Source organism: Actinophytocola sp., assembly GCF_035762905.1.
Classification (GTDB): Bacteria; Actinomycetota; Actinomycetes; order Mycobacteriales; family Pseudonocardiaceae; genus DASYTH01.
Genome location: NZ_DASUCC010000067.1, coordinates 48,745 through 65,244, shown reverse-complemented (window position 1 = coordinate 65,244; position 16,500 = coordinate 48,745). Strand labels below are relative to the sequence as shown.

At 70.6% G+C, this 16,500-nt stretch carries 19 protein-coding genes; 15 read left to right on the top strand and 4 right to left on the bottom strand.

Features of this window, described 5'->3' with window-relative positions; genetic code table 11:
• Positions 1 to 12 precede the first annotated feature (12 nt).
• The 12 genes from VFV67_RS13370 to VFV67_RS13315 all read left to right on the top strand — a co-directional run bounded on the left by VFV67_RS13370 (position 13) and on the right by VFV67_RS13315 (position 11,878).
• Positions 13 to 900, top strand: coding sequence for an ABC transporter ATP-binding protein (locus VFV67_RS13370; RefSeq protein ID WP_326470055.1), 888 nt, complete (start codon positions 13 to 15; stop codon positions 898 to 900).
• A gap of 30 nt (positions 901 to 930) precedes the next feature.
• Positions 931 to 1,668: a hypothetical protein gene (locus tag VFV67_RS13365; RefSeq protein WP_326470054.1), complete on the top strand. Its 738-nt coding sequence runs from the start codon at positions 931 to 933 to the stop codon at positions 1,666 to 1,668.
• A gap of 28 nt (positions 1,669 to 1,696) precedes the next feature.
• Positions 1,697 to 2,914 carry a macrolide family glycosyltransferase gene (locus VFV67_RS13360; protein WP_326470053.1) on the top strand — a complete coding sequence of 406 codons (1,218 nt, stop codon included), beginning with the start codon at positions 1,697 to 1,699 and terminating at the stop codon, positions 2,912 to 2,914.
• Between the two features lie 50 nt (positions 2,915 to 2,964).
• On the top strand, positions 2,965 to 3,576 hold the full coding sequence (locus VFV67_RS13355; protein WP_326470059.1) for a dTDP-4-dehydrorhamnose 3,5-epimerase: 612 nt from the start codon (positions 2,965 to 2,967) through the stop codon (positions 3,574 to 3,576).
• A gap of 2 nt (positions 3,577 to 3,578) precedes the next feature.
• On the top strand, positions 3,579 to 4,790 hold the full coding sequence (locus tag VFV67_RS13350; protein WP_326470052.1) for a macrolide family glycosyltransferase: 1,212 nt from the start codon (positions 3,579 to 3,581) through the stop codon (positions 4,788 to 4,790).
• A 38-nt stretch (positions 4,791 to 4,828) separates the two neighbouring features.
• A complete protein-coding gene (locus VFV67_RS13345; RefSeq protein WP_326470058.1) occupies positions 4,829 to 5,431 on the top strand; it encodes a dTDP-4-dehydrorhamnose 3,5-epimerase in 603 nt (200 codons plus the stop codon).
• Positions 5,428 to 6,387, top strand: a complete 960-nt coding sequence (locus VFV67_RS13340) for an NAD-dependent epimerase/dehydratase (RefSeq protein WP_326470050.1) — start codon at positions 5,428 to 5,430, stop codon at positions 6,385 to 6,387. Before VFV67_RS13345 ends, VFV67_RS13340 begins: the two co-directional genes overlap by 4 nt.
• A 90-nt stretch (positions 6,388 to 6,477) precedes the next feature.
• On the top strand, positions 6,478 to 7,725 hold the full coding sequence (locus tag VFV67_RS13335; RefSeq protein ID WP_326470049.1) for an activator-dependent family glycosyltransferase: 1,248 nt from the start codon (positions 6,478 to 6,480) through the stop codon (positions 7,723 to 7,725).
• 10 nt (positions 7,726 to 7,735) lie between these two features.
• The gene (locus tag VFV67_RS13330; RefSeq protein ID WP_326470047.1) at positions 7,736 to 8,452 is read left to right on the top strand and encodes a class I SAM-dependent methyltransferase; all 717 of its coding nucleotides are present in this window, start codon (positions 7,736 to 7,738) and stop codon (positions 8,450 to 8,452) included.
• Positions 8,449 to 9,813 (top strand): NDP-hexose 2,3-dehydratase family protein, encoded by a 1,365-nt coding sequence (locus VFV67_RS13325; RefSeq protein ID WP_326470045.1) that lies wholly within the window; start codon positions 8,449 to 8,451, stop codon positions 9,811 to 9,813. Before VFV67_RS13330 ends, VFV67_RS13325 begins: the two co-directional genes overlap by 4 nt.
• Entirely contained in the window at positions 9,810 to 10,919 is a 1,110-nt protein-coding gene (locus VFV67_RS13320) for a DegT/DnrJ/EryC1/StrS family aminotransferase (protein ID WP_326470043.1), read from the top strand. The genes VFV67_RS13325 and VFV67_RS13320 overlap by 4 nt, the downstream gene beginning before the upstream one ends.
• 56 nt (positions 10,920 to 10,975) lie before the next feature.
• Positions 10,976 to 11,878, top strand: a complete 903-nt coding sequence (locus tag VFV67_RS13315; protein WP_326470041.1) for a hypothetical protein — start codon at positions 10,976 to 10,978, stop codon at positions 11,876 to 11,878.
• A 481-nt stretch (positions 11,879 to 12,359) separates the two neighbouring features.
• Here VFV67_RS13315 and VFV67_RS13310 read toward each other — a convergent pair whose 3' ends face one another.
• Genes VFV67_RS13310 through VFV67_RS13300 form a run of 3 tightly spaced genes read right to left on the bottom strand, consistent with a single transcriptional unit; the run spans position 12,360 to position 13,845 of the window.
• Entirely contained in the window at positions 12,360 to 12,662 is a 303-nt protein-coding gene (locus VFV67_RS13310; RefSeq protein ID WP_326470039.1) for a transcriptional regulator, read from the bottom strand.
• Positions 12,659 to 13,288 (bottom strand): hypothetical protein, encoded by a 630-nt coding sequence (locus tag VFV67_RS13305; RefSeq protein WP_326470038.1) that lies wholly within the window; start codon positions 13,286 to 13,288, stop codon positions 12,659 to 12,661. Before VFV67_RS13305 ends, VFV67_RS13310 begins: the two co-directional genes overlap by 4 nt.
• A complete protein-coding gene (locus tag VFV67_RS13300) occupies positions 13,285 to 13,845 on the bottom strand; it encodes a hypothetical protein (RefSeq protein ID WP_326470037.1) in 561 nt (186 codons plus the stop codon). The genes VFV67_RS13305 and VFV67_RS13300 overlap by 4 nt, the downstream gene beginning before the upstream one ends.
• Positions 13,846 to 14,015: 170 nt before the next feature.
• Between VFV67_RS13300 and VFV67_RS13295 the strand changes: the two genes are divergently transcribed.
• Complete coding sequence (locus tag VFV67_RS13295) at positions 14,016 to 14,537, top strand: GNAT family N-acetyltransferase (protein ID WP_326470036.1); 522 nt, start codon at positions 14,016 to 14,018, stop codon at positions 14,535 to 14,537.
• A gap of 1 nt (position 14,538) precedes the next feature.
• Here VFV67_RS13295 and VFV67_RS13290 read toward each other — a convergent pair whose 3' ends face one another.
• A complete protein-coding gene (locus VFV67_RS13290; RefSeq protein ID WP_326470035.1) occupies positions 14,539 to 15,255 on the bottom strand; it encodes a hypothetical protein in 717 nt (238 codons plus the stop codon).
• A gap of 235 nt (positions 15,256 to 15,490) precedes the next feature.
• Here VFV67_RS13290 and VFV67_RS13285 point away from each other — a divergent pair, with 235 nt between their 5' ends.
• A complete protein-coding gene (locus VFV67_RS13285; protein ID WP_326470033.1) occupies positions 15,491 to 15,658 on the top strand; it encodes a hypothetical protein in 168 nt (55 codons plus the stop codon).
• A 2-nt stretch (positions 15,659 to 15,660) separates the two neighbouring features.
• Entirely contained in the window at positions 15,661 to 16,437 is a 777-nt protein-coding gene (locus VFV67_RS13280; RefSeq protein WP_326470032.1) for a DUF4142 domain-containing protein, read from the top strand.
• The last annotated feature ends 63 nt before the right edge of the window (positions 16,438 to 16,500 follow it).

The following is a 16,500-nucleotide window of genomic DNA, read 5'->3' as shown; positions in this document are numbered from 1 at the left end:
TGGAGAGCGACAATGACTGAGATCGTGGCCCGCGCCGACGGGGTGACCCGCCGCTACGGCGAGGTCATCGCCGTGCACGACGTCACCATCGAGATCCCGGCCGGCCAGATCATCGGCCTGCTCGGACCCAACGGCGCCGGCAAGACCACGCTGATCAACATGTTCGTCGGGCTGCGCCGCCCGACCGAGGGCACGGTCCGGCTGTTCGGCCGCGACCCGCGCGATGTCAAGGCGCGCAAGCACATGGGCATGACCCCGCAGGAGACCGGGTTGCCGGACACCGCGCTGGTCGGCGAGGTCGTCGACTTCGTCGCGTCGCACTTCCCGGACCCGGTGAGCCGGGCCGAGCTGCTGGACCGGTTCCAGCTCGAGGAACTCGTCCGGCGCCAGGCCGGCGGCCTGTCCGGCGGGCAGAAGCGCCGGCTGGCCGTGGCGCTGGCGTTCGTCGGCCGGCCCCGGCTGGTGTTCCTGGACGAGCCGACCACCGGCCTGGACGTCGAGGGCCGCCGCACGCTCTGGGACGGCATCCGCGAGTTCAACTCCGGCGGCGGCACCGTCGTGCTCACCAGCCACTACCTGGAGGAGGTCGAGCAGTTGGCCCAGCGGGTAGTGATCATCGACCGGGGCCGGTGCGTCGCCGACGACACCGTGGACGCGCTGCGCCAGGTCAGCGGACTGCGCCGGATCAGCGTGACCGTGCCCGAGGTTCCGGCGCTGCCCGGCGTGGTCGGCGTCGAGCGGGACGGCGACCGGGTGCACCTGATCACCGCGGACGCCGACCGGCTGGTGCGCGACCTGGTGGGTTCCGGCGTGCCGTTCACCGACCTCGAGGTGCAGGCCGGGTCACTGGAGGACGCGTTCCTCGCCTTCACCGCGAAGACCCCGGCCGCGGCCGCCTGACCGGCCGAAAATCCAAGGGAGACAAGAACAATGAGGTCAATCCTGGCCTACACGAAGTTCGAGCTGGTCCAGGCGATGCGTATTCCGATGGTGTACGTGGCGCTGCTGTTCCTGCCGTCGATCGGCATGTTGCTGTTCGTCATCCCGGCGCTCGGCGACGATCCGGCCGCGGCCGTGCTCGGCACCAGCTCCATGTGCCTGTTCGCCGCGCTGATCATGTGCTCGGCCCAGTACGGGCTGGGCATCGCCGACGCGCGGCTCAAGCCGTGGGGCGGTTACGTGCGCACGCTGCCCGGCGGCGCGGTGCCGAAGATGGCCAGCATGCTGGCACTCAGCATGGTGCTGGTGGTGTCCGGCAGCCTGCCGCTGATCGGCATCGCCGCGCTGGGCACCGAGGCCACCATCTCGATCGGACAGATCGCCGCCGGCCTGCTTGCGCTCGGCGTCGGGGTGATCCCGTTCGGCCTGCTGATGCTGGTCATCGGCTACGCGGTCAACCCGTACATGGTCAGCGTGGTGATCAGCATCCTGCCGATCGCCCTGGCCTACCTCGGCGGCTACTTCATCGATCCGGCCACCACCACCGGATTCATCGCCACGGTCGCCCCGTTCACGCCGACCAGGGGACCGGCCGAGCTGGTCTGGTTCGCCATCGGCGACTACCCGCCGAACCCGGTCTCGCTGGTGACCTTCGTTTTCTGGACGGCGATCTTCGGGCTGCTGGCGTTGCGCGCCTACCGCGGCGACGAGGGCAAGCGCTTCCGCTGAGCGGAAAGCCGAACGGATGTGATCTGCAATGCCGTCCAGCCGCCACATTCTGGTCATCAACACCTCCGCCTACGGCGAGGTGCTGCCGACCCTCGACGTCGTCGCCGAGCTGGTGCGCCGGGAGCACCGGGTGACCTACGTGACCGCGGGGGGACCGGCCGCAGCGGTGGCCGCGACGGGGGCGACGGTACTCGAGTACCCAACCCGGTTGCCCGAAGTCGATCTGTCCACACTGGACACACCGGAGGGGGCGCCGTGGGTGCCCATCGTCACGCTCCGGGAGAGCGAGGAGATCCTGCGCGCGGTGCTCGGCGCCTACGGCGGCGAGCGGCCGGATCTCATACTGTACGACGCGACCGTCTACCACGCCGGCCGGATCCTGTGCCGCAAGTGGGGCGTGCCCGGGGTGATGTCGTGTCCGTTCCTGGTGTCCAACGAGCGCTTCTCCCTGCTGGAGCACATGGTCGAGCTGGCCGGGGTGCGGCATCCCCGCAACCATCCCGGGTTGGTGCGGTTCCACCGCGCGCTGGTCGACCTGCTCGTCGCGCACGGGCAGAGCGACGTGGCGCTGGCCGAGTTCGCGGCCACGCCTGCGGAGCTGCACCTGGCCTACCACCCGCGCTCGTTCCAGCACCGGGGCGAGACGTTCGACGACCGCTGGGTGTTCATCGGACCGGCCACCGAGCGCCGGCTGGCCGAGCCGGTCTGGCAGCCGCCCGGTGACGGCCGGCCGATCGTGGTGGTGTCGCTCGGCACCTCGCACCACCGCCGCGGCGGGTTCTTCCGGACCTGCCTGGACGCGTTCGCCGACCAGCCCTGGCACGTGGTCCTCGCCGTCTACGACGAGGTCGCCGCGGCCGAACTGTCCCCGGTGCCGCCGAACGTGGAGCTGCACCGGTGGCTGCCGATGTTCTCGGTGCTCGAGCACGCCGACGTGTTCGTCTGCCACGGCGGCATGGGCAGCGTGATGACCGCGATGTACCGCGCCACCCCGGTGGTGGCGGTGCCCCGGTCCCCGGAGTCGATGGCGAACGCGCGCCGGGTGGACCGGCTGGGGCTGGGCCGGGAGCTGAACGCGGACCGGCTCACCACCGCGCAGCTGTGCCAAACCGTGCGCGAGGTCGCGGCCGACGAGGACATCCACGAGCGGGTACGACAGATGCGCCGGGAGCTGATCGCCGCGGGTGGTGGTCGCCGGGGTGCCGATGCGATCGAGAGCTACATGGACCGGGAGGATCTGGCATGAAACCCAACAGCGTGGTGACCCCGTTGCCGGACAAGGCCGACGCGCCCACCATCCGCGCGCGCGAGCTGGCCGTGGCCGGGTGTGTCGAGTTCACGCCGACCGTCTTCCCGGACGACCGCGGGCTGTTCGTCGCGCCGTTCCAGGAGCCGGGTTTCGTCGACGCGATCGGCCACCGGCTGTTTCCGGTGGCGCAGACCAACTACGGCAAGTCGCGGCGCGGCGTGATGCGCGGGCTGCACTTCACCCGAACACCGCCGGGCGGCGCCAAGTACGTGTACTGCCCGCGGGGTCGGGCCCTGGACATCGCCGTGGACATCCGGGTCGGCTCGCCCAGCTACGGCCGCTGGGACGCCGTCGTGCTGGACGGCGACGACTTCCGCGCGGTGTACATCCCGATCGGCGTCGGGCACGCGTTCGTCGCGCTCGAGGATGACACGCTGCTGACCTACATGACCTCGGCGCCCTACGTGCCCAAGGACGAGATCGGACTGTTCGCCTTCGACCCGGCGTTGCGCCTGCCGATCCCCACCGACATCGAGGTGAAGGTGTCCGACCGCGACCGGCTCGCGCCGACCCTGGCCGAGGCGCGGGATCTCGGCATCCTGCCGCTGTTCGACGACTGCCTGGCCGCCGAGCATGACCTGTTCCACTGCGGGGACTGACGATGGGCCGGCACATCGCCTTCCTCAACAACTCCGGCTACGGCCACGTGATCCCCACCCTGGACGTGGTGACCGAGCTGGTCCGGCGCGGTCACCGGGTCAGTTACGTCACGGCCGAAGGCCCGGCGCGCACCGTCGCCGCGGCCGGCGCGACCGTCGTGGAGTACCAGTCCCGGCTACCCGAGCTGGACCTGGCCGGCATCGTGAACACACCGGACGGAACCGCCCGGCTGCCCGGGATCTACCTCACCGAGGCCGAGGGGATCCTGCGCGCGGCCACCGCGCACTTCGTCGCCGACCGGCCCGATCTGGTCGTCTACGACGTCACCGTGTACCACGCCGGGCGGATCCTGTCCCGGGCGTGGGGCGTGCCGGCCGCCCAGTTCCTGCCGGTGTTCGCGTCCAACGAGCACTTCTCCCTGCTGGAGAAGATGTTCGGCAAGGTGGACCCGGCCGGGCTGCGGCACCCGGAGCTGGTGGCGTTCTTCAACCGGCTGCGCCGGCTGCTCGCCGCGTACGGCCAGAGCGACACCGCGCTCGAGGAGTTCATCGGCCGGGTCGAGGGCCTGAACCTGGTCGGCTGCCCGCGGTCGTTCCAGTACGCCGGGGACCGGTTCGACGACCGGTTCACCTTCGTCGGGCCGAGCGTGGGGGCGGGGGTCGACGTCGGCGAGTGGACGCCGCCGGGCGATGGCCGGCCGGTGTTGCTGGTGTCGCTCGGCACCACGGTGAACCGTCGCCCCGGGTTCTGGGAGACCTGCCTGGCCGCGTTCGCCGAGCTGCCCTGGCACGTGGTGCTGGCCACGCACGACGGTGTGGACGGACTCGGCGGCGCGGTGCCACCGAACGTCGAGGTGCGTTCCTGGGTGCCGTTTCTGGCCGTGCTCGAGCACGCCGCTGTCGCGATCACGCATGGTGGGTTCGGCAGCATCATGGGCGCGCTGTACCAGGGCACGCCGGTGATCGTGGTGCCGGACTCGCCCGAGGCCAGGGTGAACGCGTCCCGGGTGGCCGAACTCGGGCTGGGCCGGGTGGTCCGGGACGGGACGCTGACCGCCGAGCGGCTGCGCGGCACGGTGCTGGACCTGGCCGCAGATCAGCAGACCTACCGACGGGTGCGCGACATGCGGCGCGACATCCGGGAAACCGGCGGCGGCCCGCACGGGGCCGACGCGATCGAGCGCTACCTGACCGAATCGAGGATCGTGGCATGACAGAGCAACTGGAGCGACCGGCCGCCGGGTCGCCGACCCTGCGAGCCCGCCCGCTCGCCGTTGCCGGGGCGTTCGAGTTCACTCCCCAGGTCTTCCCGGACGAGCGGGGCTACTTCCTCTCGCCGTTCCAGGAGCCGGCGTTCGCCGCCACCGTCGGCCACCGGCTGTTCCCGGTCGCGCAGACCAACCACAGCATGTCCCGGCGGGGCGTGGTGCGCGGCGTGCACTTCACGGTCACCCCGCCCGGAACCGCCAAGTACGTCTACTGCGCCCGGGGAAGGGCGCTGGACATCATCGTCGACATCCGGACCGGCTCACCGACCTACGGCCGGTGGGACGCGGTCGTGCTGGACACGGTGGACTTCCGCACCGTGTACTTCCCGGTCGGCGTCGGGCACGCGTTCGTGGCGCTCGAGGACGACACCGTGATGTCCTACCAGCTGTCCGGCAGCTACGTTCCGGAGCACGAGCTGGCGCTGTCCGCGCTGGATCCGGCGCTGCGCCTGCCGATCCCGACCGACATCGAGGTGACCCTGTCCGACCGGGACCGGGTGGCGCCCACCCTCGCCGAGGCGGAGCGGCTCGGCATCCTGCCCAGTTACGTTGCCGCACAACGGGTCGAGCGGGAGTTGTACGGATGAGGCCGCTGGTCGTGGTGCTCGGCGCGTCCGGTTTCATCGGCTCCGCGGTCGCAAGGGCCCTTGCCCGGCAACCGGTCCGGCTGCGCCTGGTGGCCCGCCGCCCGGCCCCGTCGCCGGTGGACCCGGTGGCCGACATCGAGGTGTGCGCCGCCGACCTGACCGCGCCCGGCGTCCTGGCCGGTGCCGTGGCCGGCGCCGACACGATCGTGCACCTGGTCGCCTACACCGAGGGCGGCTGGCGGGTCGCCGATGGCGACGCGGTGGCGGAGCGGATCAACGTCGGTCTGGTTCGGGATCTGATCGACGTGCTGGCCGGGTTCGACCGCGCGCCGGCCGTGCTGTTCGCCGGCACCGACACCCAGGTGGGCCTGACCGCGCACGACCGGATCGACGGCACCGAGCCGGACCGGCCGCGGTGTGCCTACTCCCGGCACAAGCTCACCGCCGAGACCCTGTTGAAGCGGGCCACCGCCGCGGGTGTGCTGCGCGCCGTGTCCCTGCGTCTGCCCACCGTCTACGGCCACGGCCCGGACTCCACCGCCGACGACCGCGGTGTCGTCGCCTTCATGGTCCGCCGGGCCCTCGCCGGCCACGACCTCACCATGTGGAACGACGGCTCCGTCCGCCGCGATTTCGTCTACATCGACGACGTCACCGCGGCGTTCACCGCGGCCGCCGCGCACGTCGAGGCGTTGGCCGGCGCGCACTGGCTGATCGGCACCGGCACCGGCGAACCGCTGGGCAAGGTGTTCACCGCCATCGCCGAACTGGTCGCCCGGCACACCGGCCGGCCCCCGGCGCCGGTCGTCTCGATTCCGCCACCGCCGCACGCTGAACCCACCGACCTGAAGAGCGTCGAGATCGACTCCACCGCGTTCCGCACCGTCACCGGCTGGCAGCCACGGATCCCGCTGCACGAAGGGCTTCGGCGCACCGTCACCGCGATCGCCGGCTAGCCCCTGGGGTGGGTAGGGGTTGTTCGGGGACCTGGCCGTTCCTAACGTCTTTCGCAGAGCTGGGGCGCAAATCCCGGGAAAGGGCAACTGATGCGCGTTCTGTTCGTTTCGCATGCCGAAAAAACGCACTACTTCAGCATGGTGCCGCTCGCCTGGGCGCTGCGGGCCGCGGGCCACGAGGTTCGGGTGGCGAGCCAGCCGGAGCTGGCCCCGGCCATCGTCGAGTCCGGTCTGGTGGCGGTCCCGGTCGGGGCCGACCACAAGTGGAAGCAGATGATGGAGGAGAAGGCCGACGACTCCTGGACCCAGCGGGTCGGCAAGGTCATCGCCGACTCGTCCAACGTCGAGTGGGCCGAGTTCGTCGACTTCCTTGACGAGTCCACCCGGGACTATCTGGCCGTGGTCAACAACGACGAGTTCATCGACGATCTCGTTGCCTACGCCCGGGAGTGGCGCCCGGACCTGATCGTCTGGGAACAGCTCAGCTGGGCCGGCGCGATCGCCGCCCGGGCCAGCGGCGCCGCGCACGCCCGGTTCCTGTGGGGCGCGGACGTCATGGTCCGGATCCACCAGGACTTCCGGCGGCAGCTGGCCGAGCAGCCGCCCGAGGCGCAAAGCGACCCGCTGGTCGAGTGGCTCACCGGCGCGCTTTCCCGGCATGGCTGCGACTTCGTCGAGGAGGTCGTGACCGGCCAGTGGACCATCGACACGGCGCCGCCGAGTCACCGGCGCGACTACGGGCTGCGCACCATCGGGATGCGTTACGTGCCGTACAACGGACCGGCCGCGCTGCCCGACTGGCTGCGCGAACCTCCGGCGCTGCCAAGGGTCGCGGTCACCGCCGGGGTTTCCGTGCGGCACTACTTCGGCGTCGACCTGATCTCGCTCGCCGCCCTGCACATGTTCGCGGACCTGGAGATCGAGGTGATCGCCACGCTGCTGCCCGCGCCCGGCGAGAGCCCGGCGGACGCCCCGGCCAACGCCACCGTGCTGGACTTCGTTCCGATGCAGGGGCTGCTGCCGACCTGCTCGGCCGTGATGCACATCGGCGGCGCGGGCGTGCAGTCCACCGCGCTGCACTACGGCGTGCCGCAGCTGATCCTGCCCGGGCTGTGGGACACGGAGCTGCGCGCGGCGCAGGTGGTCGAGTCCGGTGCCGGACTGGCCATCCCGCCGCACGAGGCGAGCCCGGAGCGGATTCGCGGCGACCTGGTGCGGCTGCTGAACGAGCCCGGGTTCGCCGAGGCGGCCGAGCGGCTGCGGCTGGACGCGCAGTCCGCGCCGAGCCCGGCCGCGATCGTGCCCGACCTCGAGCGGCTCGCCGCCGAACACGCGTGAGGGGATCTCCATGTATGGAGCGGAATTCGCCGAGATCTACGACCTGATCTACAGCAGCCGGGGAAAGGACTATCCCCAGGAGGCCAAGTACATGGCCGAGCTGATCCGCACCCGCACGCCGGACGCGGACTCGCTGCTCGACGTCGGCTGCGCCACCGCGGCGCATCTGGTGTGCTTCGACGAGCTGTTCGGCCGGGTCGCCGGGCTGGAGCTGTCCGGGGACATGGTTTCCGTTGCGCGCACCAAGTTCGGCGCGGACGTGATCCACGAGGGCGACATGCGTGACTTCGACCTCGGCCAGACCTTCGACGCGATCACCTGCATGTTCGGCACGATCGGACACGCGCTCACCGAGGCGGATCTGACCACGACGCTGCGCCGGTTCGAGGCGCACCTGGCACCGGGCGGCGTGGTGCTGGTCGACCCGTGGTGGTTCGCCGAGACGTTCACCCCGGGTTACACCGCAGGCGACGTGTGCACCGCCGAGGACCGCACCATCGCCCGGGTCTCGCACGCCGCGCGGGACGGTGACTGCTCGCGGATGACCGTGCACTACGTGATCGCCGGGCGCGACTCGGGGATCCGGCACTTCACCGAGACCTACGTGGCCCGGCTGTTCAGCCGGGCGCAGTACGAGCAGGCGTTCGAGCGGGCCGGGTTCGCCACCGAGTACATCCCGGGCGTGCAGTCCGGGCGGGGCGTGTTCATCGCGGTGCGCTCGGCATGATCGAGGCCCGGATCGCCCAGTCCGCCGCGGAACCGGACGGGCTGCTCACCACCGGGCCCGAGCTGGACGCCTGGCTCAAGGACTGCGCCGACCGGTTCCACGCCACCACCGAGCCGGTGCCGCTCGCCGAACTGTCCGGCTGGCACTTCGAACCGGACACCGGCAACGTGGTGCACGACACCGGAAAGTTCTTCCGGGTGGAAGGGCTGGACGTGCACATTCCCGGCGCCCCGATCGAGCGCTGGTGCCAGCCGATCATCAGCCAGCCGGAGGTCGGCATCCTCGGCATCCTGGTCAAGTCGTTCGGCGGCGTGCTGCACTGCCTGATGCAGGCCAAGGTCGAGCCGGGCAACTGCAACGGCGTGCAGCTGTCCCCGACGGTTCAGGCCACCCGGAGCAACTACACCGGCGTGCATCGGGGCAAACCCGTGCCGTACCTGGACTATTTCCGGGACGTGGCCGGGCCGGCGGTGATCGCCGACGTGCGTCAATCCGAGCAGGGCGCCTGGTTCCGGCACAAGCGCAACCGGAACATGGTGGTCGAGACCACCGCGGACGTGCCGGTGCTGGACGGGTTCTGCTGGATGACCATCGGTCAGCTGCGGTCGCTGCTCCTGATCGACCATCTGGTCAACATGGACACCCGGACGGTGCTCGGCTGCCTGCCGGCGGCCGGCCGGGCGCCGAGTTCGAGCAGGCACACGATGACCGAGATCCTGAGTTGGATCACCGAGGCCCGCACCCGCCAGGACGTCCACGCCACCCCGATCCCGCTGCGCGCGGTCCGCGGCTGGCGGCACGCCGAGGGCCGGATCTCCCATGAGCGCGGCCTGTTCTTCGACGTGATCGGCGTCGGAGTGCATGCGGCCGGGCGCGAGGTCGGCCGGTGGCAGCAGCCGATGCTGGCCCCGCACGGCACCGGCCTGGTCGCCCTGCTGATCCGCCGGATCGGCGGCGTGTGGCACGCCCTCATGCACGCCCGCGCCGAGCCGGGCTACCTGGACGTGCTCGAGCTGGCCCCGACCGTGCAGTGCACCCCGGAAACCTACGACGCGCTGGACACCGGCGTCCGCCCGGCGTTCCTGGACCACGTGCTGGCCGCCGATCCGGACGGGTTCCGGTTCGACGCCGTGCATTCCGAGGAGGGCGGCCGGTTCATGCACGCCCGAACCCGTTACGTGGTACTGGAAACCGACCTCGACGTCCCGCCTGCGGCGTACCCGGAGCACCGGTGGCTGACCCTGCACCAACTCGGCGCCCTGCTGCGGCACAGCCACTACCTCAACGTGCAGGCCCGCAGCATCGTCGCCTGCCTACACAGCGTCCTGGATCCCCTGGCCAACGAAGGAGCACACCCATGACCATCCGCGTGTGGTCGTATCTCGCGGAGTACGAGCAGGAGCGCGACGAGATCCTCGCCGCCGTCGACACCGTCTTCCGCTCCGGCCAGTTGGTGTTCGGCGCCAGCATGCGCGGCTTCGAGGCCGAGTTCGCCGCCTACCACGGCGCCGCCCACTGCGTCGGCGTCGACAACGGCACCAACGCCCTGGTGCTGGCCCTGCGCGCGCTCGGCATCGGCCGCGGCGACGAGGTCATCACGGTGTCCAACACGGCCGCTCCCACCGTCATCGCCATCGACCAGGTCGGCGCCACCCCGGTCTTCGTCGACGTCCACCCGCACAACTACCTCATGGACGTCGCCCAGGTTGCCGCCGCCATCACCCCCCGCACCCGCTGCCTGCTCCCCGTGCACCTGTACGGCCAATGCGTCGACATGGCCCGGTTGCGGGCGCTCGCGGCCACCCACGACCTCCCCATCCTGGAGGACTGCGCCCAGGCCCACGGCGCCACCCAGCACGGCGCCCTCGCCGGCACCATGGGTACCGCCGCCGCCTTCTCCTTCTATCCCACCAAAGTCCTCGGTGCCTACGGCGACGCCGGGGCGACCATCACCTCGGACGACGACTTGGCCGCCAAGCTCCGCCAGTACCGCTACTACGGCATGCGCGACCGCTACTACGTCGTCACCACCCCCGGCCACAACGCCCGACTCGACGAGGTCCACGCCGAGATCCTGCGCCGCAAGCTCACCCGCCTGGACACCTACGTCGCCGCCCGCCAAGCCGTGGCCGCCCGCTACGCCGAAGCCCTCGCCGACACCGATCTCGTCCTCCCCACCGTCGAGCCGGGCAACACCCACGCCTACTACCTCTACGTGGTCCGCCACCCCCGCCGCGACGCCATCATCGAGGCCCTGCGCGCCTACGACATCGAGCTCAACGTCAGCTACCCCTGGCCGGTCCACACCATGACCGGCTTCGCCCACCTGGGCTATGCCCCCGGTTCCCTGCCCACCACCGAATCCCTCGCCCACGAGATCTTCTCCCTCCCCATGTACTCCTCCCTCTCCGAAGACCTCCAGGACAAGGTCGTCCACGCCCTCCACGAGGTCCTCCGCACCCTCTGACGTCGCCGCCCGGCCTACCCATTACGGAACCAACCCGCATGGCATGGTGAAGCCGCTTGCTCTTTGCGGTCCATGTGGGTATCGGTCCTGGTTTCGGCGCAACGGGGGGTACGATGTACGCGTTCTGCCGGTATGCGGCCGCGCTGGTCCTTGTCGTCTATGGCTGCGCGAAGCTCACCGGGGCGCAGTTCACGGTGTTGTCGTCCGAACTGGACAAGCCGATGGGCGATGTCTCCGGATTCTGGCTGACGTGGCACTACTTCAGTTTCTCGCCGATCTTCGGAACCCTCGTCGCGCTGGTCCAGATCATCCTCGGTGTGCTGTTGTGCTGGCGCAGAACGACGCTGATCGCCGCGTGCGCCGGGCTGGGTGTGCTGGCCACGATCACGCTCATCGACCTGACCTACGGGATCGACCCCGGTGGCACTGTCATGGCTGCCAGCACCACGGCGTGCCTGGGCTACGTGGTGTCGCGGCACCGCGCGCAACTGCGGCGCGTGTTCTGGACCGACCAACCCTCCCCGGACACGCGACATCGCCCGACGGTGATGGTGAAGATCGGCGTCCTGGCCGTGGTGACGGCCGCCGTCTTCGCCGGCACCTACTGGCTCGCCAACGAAAACAACCGCGCACCGACTCCACTGGACGGCGCCTGGCAGGTGCACACCGGGACCTATCAGCCGACCGGCTCGCCTCGACCACTGGACCGTGTCTACTTCGAGTACAACCGCGCCCGCCTGGTCGTCTTCCGCTTCGACAACCACTGGATCGAACACGACTTCGAGGTCGACCCCACGCGGCGCGAGCTACGGATGTGGGAGACCTGGCTCCACCCGGACTCGCCCCCGGTGTTCACCGGCACCTACGAGCTGACCGGCGACCGGCTCACGATCACCGGAACCTTCACCGGCAACGCCTCACCTGTACGCCTGGAACTGACCCGAATCCACAACCGCTGAACCGTGCACTCCTCCAACCGCCGGCCGCACGCCGCACGCCGCACAGTCGAGTTCCCGTTTCCAGCACCCGAGTTCCTGGTTCGGGCAGCTGAGGTCTTGGTTCCAGCACCCGAGTTCCTGGTTCCGGCAGCTGAGTTCCCAGCTCCAGCCAACGAGTCCCCGCTTCCGGCTCCCCGAACCCCCGTTCCCGAGGCCGTGTCCCGGACCGGCCGCGCAGCGGCCGGTCCGGGACACGGGTTCTCCCCATGCTCAACCACCCCGCCCACCCGCCCACACCTTCCCGAGCCGAAGAACCCAACCGAGCGGCCGCCGCGTGCCCGGTGCACGGTTGTGGGCAGGCCGCGCCCCGGAGATGTGCACGGAGCACCTGCCCACAGCCGTGCCGCGGAACGCCGGGCCCAGCCCCGCAAAGGTGCCCACCCCGAGCGTTCCGACGCTGCCGGGACGGCACCCACTGCCGTGTCCTGGTGCGGCTGAACAGTCAGGGGTCGATGAGCCGCCGCAGCGCGGTGGAATAGCGGTCGAAGGCGGCGCGGCCCTCGTTGGTGAGGTGCACCGAGGTGTGGCTGCCACTGTTGCCACGGGACTTCACGCTCGTCACGTAGCCGGCCTCGTCCAGCTTGCGCAGGTGGGTGATGAGATTGCCAGGGGTGAGGTCGAGCAGTTGCTGCAACCGGGAGAACGACAGGCTGTCGCCGGCCGACAAGGTGGCCAGCGTCGCCACGATGCGCAGCCGGGTGGGCACGTGGATGATCGGGTCCAGTTCGGCGTCGGCGGCGCTCACGACCGACTACGCCACCACAGGAACCCCGCCATCAACAGGAATCCGCCACCGCCTGCGGTGGCCGCGATGAACAGCAGGGTGACCGGGCCGGTGTACACGCCGACCGCGGTGACCAGCGCCAGCCACAGACCCATGGTGAGCATGGCGCGATCCAGCCAGGCGGCCGCGCCGACCAGGTAGGACAGGCTGGTGACCAGCATCGGCGCCGCCCCGCCGACGGTGCCGAGCACGGCGGGGTCCGCACCCAGCCTGCCAAGGGCGTCCATCAGGGTGAACACCAGGACGAACCCGCAAAGCCAGGCCAGCCCGAAGATCCGGCCCTGCGCCTCGGACTGGCCGCTGATCCCCCTGGTCGGTCTGAGCACCACCACCATGGTGAGCGCCAGCGCGGCCGCCAGCAGCACGCCGAGCACCACGGTGGGCGCCGTGGCCGGGCCGTGGTAGGGCCGCTGGTCGCGCACGGACAGCCACATCCCGCCAAGGCCGACCAGCCAGGCCACGCCCCACCCGGCGTACACGACGGGAGTGCGGACGGCGGTGGACCGGCGGACCCGGTGCGTGGTCTGCTGAAGCAGTGCGGCCGCCGCGCTCGGGTCGAAGTCGTCGTTCTCGCCGGGCGCGGTCATGCGGCGATCGTCCAGGACCGGCCCAGTTCCACCGCACCGGCCACGATCATGACCAGCGCGCCGCCCGCGCCAGACACCGCGCTGGGCGCCGGGCCGCCGAGCATGCCGCTCAGCCCGGCCGCGACCGCCACCAGCGCCAGCAGTACGCCGGCGATCCGCAGACCGGCGACCCGGAACAACCCGCCCAGCGGAAGAAGGTGCGCACCGACCACGAACAGGGTCCACGGCGCCAGATAGTCGGACCGGCCGGCGAACTCGAGCACGAGCACGCCGAGCACGATGAGCCCGACCTCGACGCCGACAATGCGGACGTAGCGGCGCCGGCCGGCCGGGTCGTGCATGGCGGACGCGCCCGCCCGGTACGTCCACGTCCGTATCCCCGCGACGGCCGCGACAAGCACGCCGAGCATCGAGCCCACGATCAGCGGCAGTGACCAGCCGTCCGGTGGCTGCGCCAGTCCCCAACCAGCCCAGGCGGCCGAAGCCAAGCCAAGCACCAGCGCGGTGGCGGCCGTATCCCGAACGGTCGGCGGGGTGCGGTGCATCAGATCGGTCATGAATCCTCGCCATCCATCGACTTTGCGCCACAAAGTAGCTGACTTTGTGGCGCAAAGTCAATCGGCCGGCGACGATGACCGCGGCACCGATGAGTGTCGGCGACCCGGAACTCCCTTGCGCGGCAACGAGGTGTTCGCAACCGCGAGCGCCCGCTGTTAGCGTCCGCGCAATGGTCCGGATCAGGGTGGCCCGGCTGGCCGATGCCCGTGACTTCGCTGGGGTGCAGATCGCGGCCTGGCGGGCGGCGTATGCCGGCATTCTTCCCGACGACGTGTTGCGGGGCCTCGACGTGGACGAGCGGTCCGGGCGGTGGGCAGCGGCGCTGGTCGAGCCCGAGCCGCCCGGTCCGGTCCGGCACCTGGTGGCCGAGCGGCGCGGGCGGGTCGTCGGGATCGGGGAGGTGGGGGCGCCACGGGTGGCCGTGCCGGACGGGACGGGGGAGCTGCGGATGATCAATGTGCACCCGGACTGGTGGGGCCGGGGCGTGGCCAAGCCGCTGTTCGAGTGTCTGGTCGCTGAGCTGGCCGGGCTCGGCTACCGGTCGGGGTATCTGTGGGTGGTGGACGGCAACGACCGGGCCCGGCGGTTCTACGAGCGTCTGGGGTGGCGGCCGGACGGCACGGTGCGGCCGGATCCCCGGTTCAGCCCGCCGGTCCCGGAGCTGCGTTATGTGACCGATGTGTTGCCCTGAGTCAGATTCGGTCGATGCTGAAGGTGGAGACGCCGGCCATGAGGTCGACCTGGTAGCGGTCGGTGGCGGCGGTGTCGCCGGTGGACAGGGTGGTGCCGGCGGCGATGCCGGTGCGGGTGGTGCCGTCGAGGGTGGCCGAGCCGGCCCCGCCGGCGATCAGCACCGTGGCCGGGTCGCCCTCGGACAGATGCAGGTCGAACACGCTGGCACCGCCGGCCATGCGCACCACGACGCTGCCGCTCGGGCGCGGCAGGGTGGCGTCGATCCGGGTGCTGCCGGCGCCGAACTCCAGGCCGGCCAGGCGGCCTTCGCGCAGGTCCAACGACTGCTGGTTGGCGCCGCCGTCGAGCCGGATCCGCCAGGTCACCCGGCTGCTCAGCTCCACCCGCAGCTCGGCGTTACCCGGGCCGGCGCCGTCGCGCAGGGCCACGCGGACGGTGTCGCCGTCCACGCCGGCGGTGGGCAGCACCCGGGAACCGTCCGGCGTGCTGGCGCGGAACAGGGCGCCGTTCAGGTCGGCGGCGCGCACGATGATCACCGAGGCACCGCTGACGATGTCCAGCCGGGCCTCCTGCCGGTCGGCCAGCTCCGCGGTGACGGTCCGGCCGTCCCGGTCGCCGAGCGGCGCCGCGCCGAGCACCGGCTCATCGTCGTCAGTGCAGCCCGCCAGCACCAGCGCCATGGTCACGGCCAGCGCGGCTCGTCCAGGTTTGCCCACGTCCGGGAGGTTCCCCGGCCGGCCCGGGACGAAACCCGGCGTTGCTACGGAAACCGGCCTTCGGCGGTTCAAAATTGCTCTTGTGATCCACGCCATAGTCGACACAGGGCGTTAGGCTGAACCGCCCAACCGTTATCTAACGTATACATGTTCACCGACGAACGGTGAATCGCGCGCCGACGATGCCGCTGCGACCAACCGGTCGACGCGAATCTGCTGGAAGGGGTCGGGTTCGATGCGGGTTCTTGGCTTGCGGGTCGTAAGCCTGGCGGCCGTGGCGGCACTCGCCGCGGTACTGCTCAGCGGCTGTGAGCTGCGCGAAGGTGTGGACAGTGAGTACGGCAAGGCGAGCGGCCTGGCGCCGGGCATCGACTGGGCGCCCGAGCCGTCGTTACTGCGGTAACAATGGGCAATACCGGCCAATTGTCAAGCAATTCTGACCGAATGTGGGCTCAATTAATGCTGCGCGGTACCTCACGCTGGACCATAGCGACGCTGGTGGCAATTCTGGGTGCATTGTTCCCGCTCGCCGGAATCGTCTTCGCGGAACAGGAACAACCGGACGCGCCCGCCGAGCCGGGCCAGGCGACCGCCATCGAGCGGGAGTTCATGACCGTGATCCGGTTCGCGAACCTCTGGGAGATCCCGATGGGCCAGCTGGCGGCCAAGAAGGGAAGCACCCAGGTCGTCAAGGACGTGGGCACCGAGATCGCCGCCGATCACACCCAGCTCGACATCGACATCAAGAAGCTCGCCGGACAGTTCGGCGTGTCACTTCCGGAACAGGCCTCGTCGTCCCAGCAGAGCTGGATGACCGAGATCGCCGGCAAGTCCGGCGCCGAGTTCGACCGCACGTTCGTCGACCGGCTGCGGGCGGCACACGGCACCGTTTTCGGACTGGTGTCCGAGGTTCGCGCCGGAACCCGCAACGAGATCATCCGCGGCTTCGCCGAGACCGCCAACGTGATCGTGATGAAGCACATGCGCCTGCTGGAGAGCACCGGTCTCGTGGACGCCGAGCACGGGATGTTCGCCCAGGCGGCCGCACGCACCAACGGTTACCCGGAGAACCGGCTCAGCAAGAGCGCCATCATCATGGCCATCGTCCTCGGCGCGGTCATGGTGGTCGGAACCCTGATCGTGGTGCGGACCGGAACCCGCCATGGGACGGCGGAGAGGTGAGCGCGACCATGCCGCGGTGATGGCCGCGTCGCCACCAGACCCAACGTCCCGCTCCGTCGTATC

Bases quoted from the DNA above. Each gene is read 5' to 3' on its own strand.
- VFV67_RS13300 (WP_326470037.1), bottom strand. From the start codon at position 13,845: ATGACCGATCTGATGCACCGCACCCCGCCGACCGTTCGGGATACGGCC.
- VFV67_RS13280 (WP_326470032.1), top strand. From the start codon at position 15,661: ATGGGCAATACCGGCCAATTGTCAAGCAATTCTGACCGAATGTGGGCT.
- VFV67_RS13365 (WP_326470054.1), top strand. From the start codon at position 931: ATGAGGTCAATCCTGGCCTACACGAAGTTCGAGCTGGTCCAGGCGATG.
- VFV67_RS13325 (WP_326470045.1), top strand. From the start codon at position 8,449: ATGATCGAGGCCCGGATCGCCCAGTCCGCCGCGGAACCGGACGGGCTG.
- VFV67_RS13335 (WP_326470049.1), top strand. From the start codon at position 6,478: ATGCGCGTTCTGTTCGTTTCGCATGCCGAAAAAACGCACTACTTCAGC.
- VFV67_RS13360 (WP_326470053.1), top strand. From the start codon at position 1,697: ATGCCGTCCAGCCGCCACATTCTGGTCATCAACACCTCCGCCTACGGC.
- VFV67_RS13330 (WP_326470047.1), top strand. From the start codon at position 7,736: ATGTATGGAGCGGAATTCGCCGAGATCTACGACCTGATCTACAGCAGC.
- VFV67_RS13305 (WP_326470038.1), bottom strand. From the start codon at position 13,288: ATGACCGCGCCCGGCGAGAACGACGACTTCGACCCGAGCGCGGCGGCC.
- VFV67_RS13295 (WP_326470036.1), top strand. From the start codon at position 14,016: ATGGTCCGGATCAGGGTGGCCCGGCTGGCCGATGCCCGTGACTTCGCT.
- VFV67_RS13285 (WP_326470033.1), top strand. From the start codon at position 15,491: ATGCGGGTTCTTGGCTTGCGGGTCGTAAGCCTGGCGGCCGTGGCGGCA.
- VFV67_RS13350 (WP_326470052.1), top strand. From the start codon at position 3,579: ATGGGCCGGCACATCGCCTTCCTCAACAACTCCGGCTACGGCCACGTG.
- VFV67_RS13370 (WP_326470055.1), top strand. From the start codon at position 13: ATGACTGAGATCGTGGCCCGCGCCGACGGGGTGACCCGCCGCTACGGC.
- VFV67_RS13320 (WP_326470043.1), top strand. From the start codon at position 9,810: ATGACCATCCGCGTGTGGTCGTATCTCGCGGAGTACGAGCAGGAGCGC.
- VFV67_RS13340 (WP_326470050.1), top strand. From the start codon at position 5,428: ATGAGGCCGCTGGTCGTGGTGCTCGGCGCGTCCGGTTTCATCGGCTCC.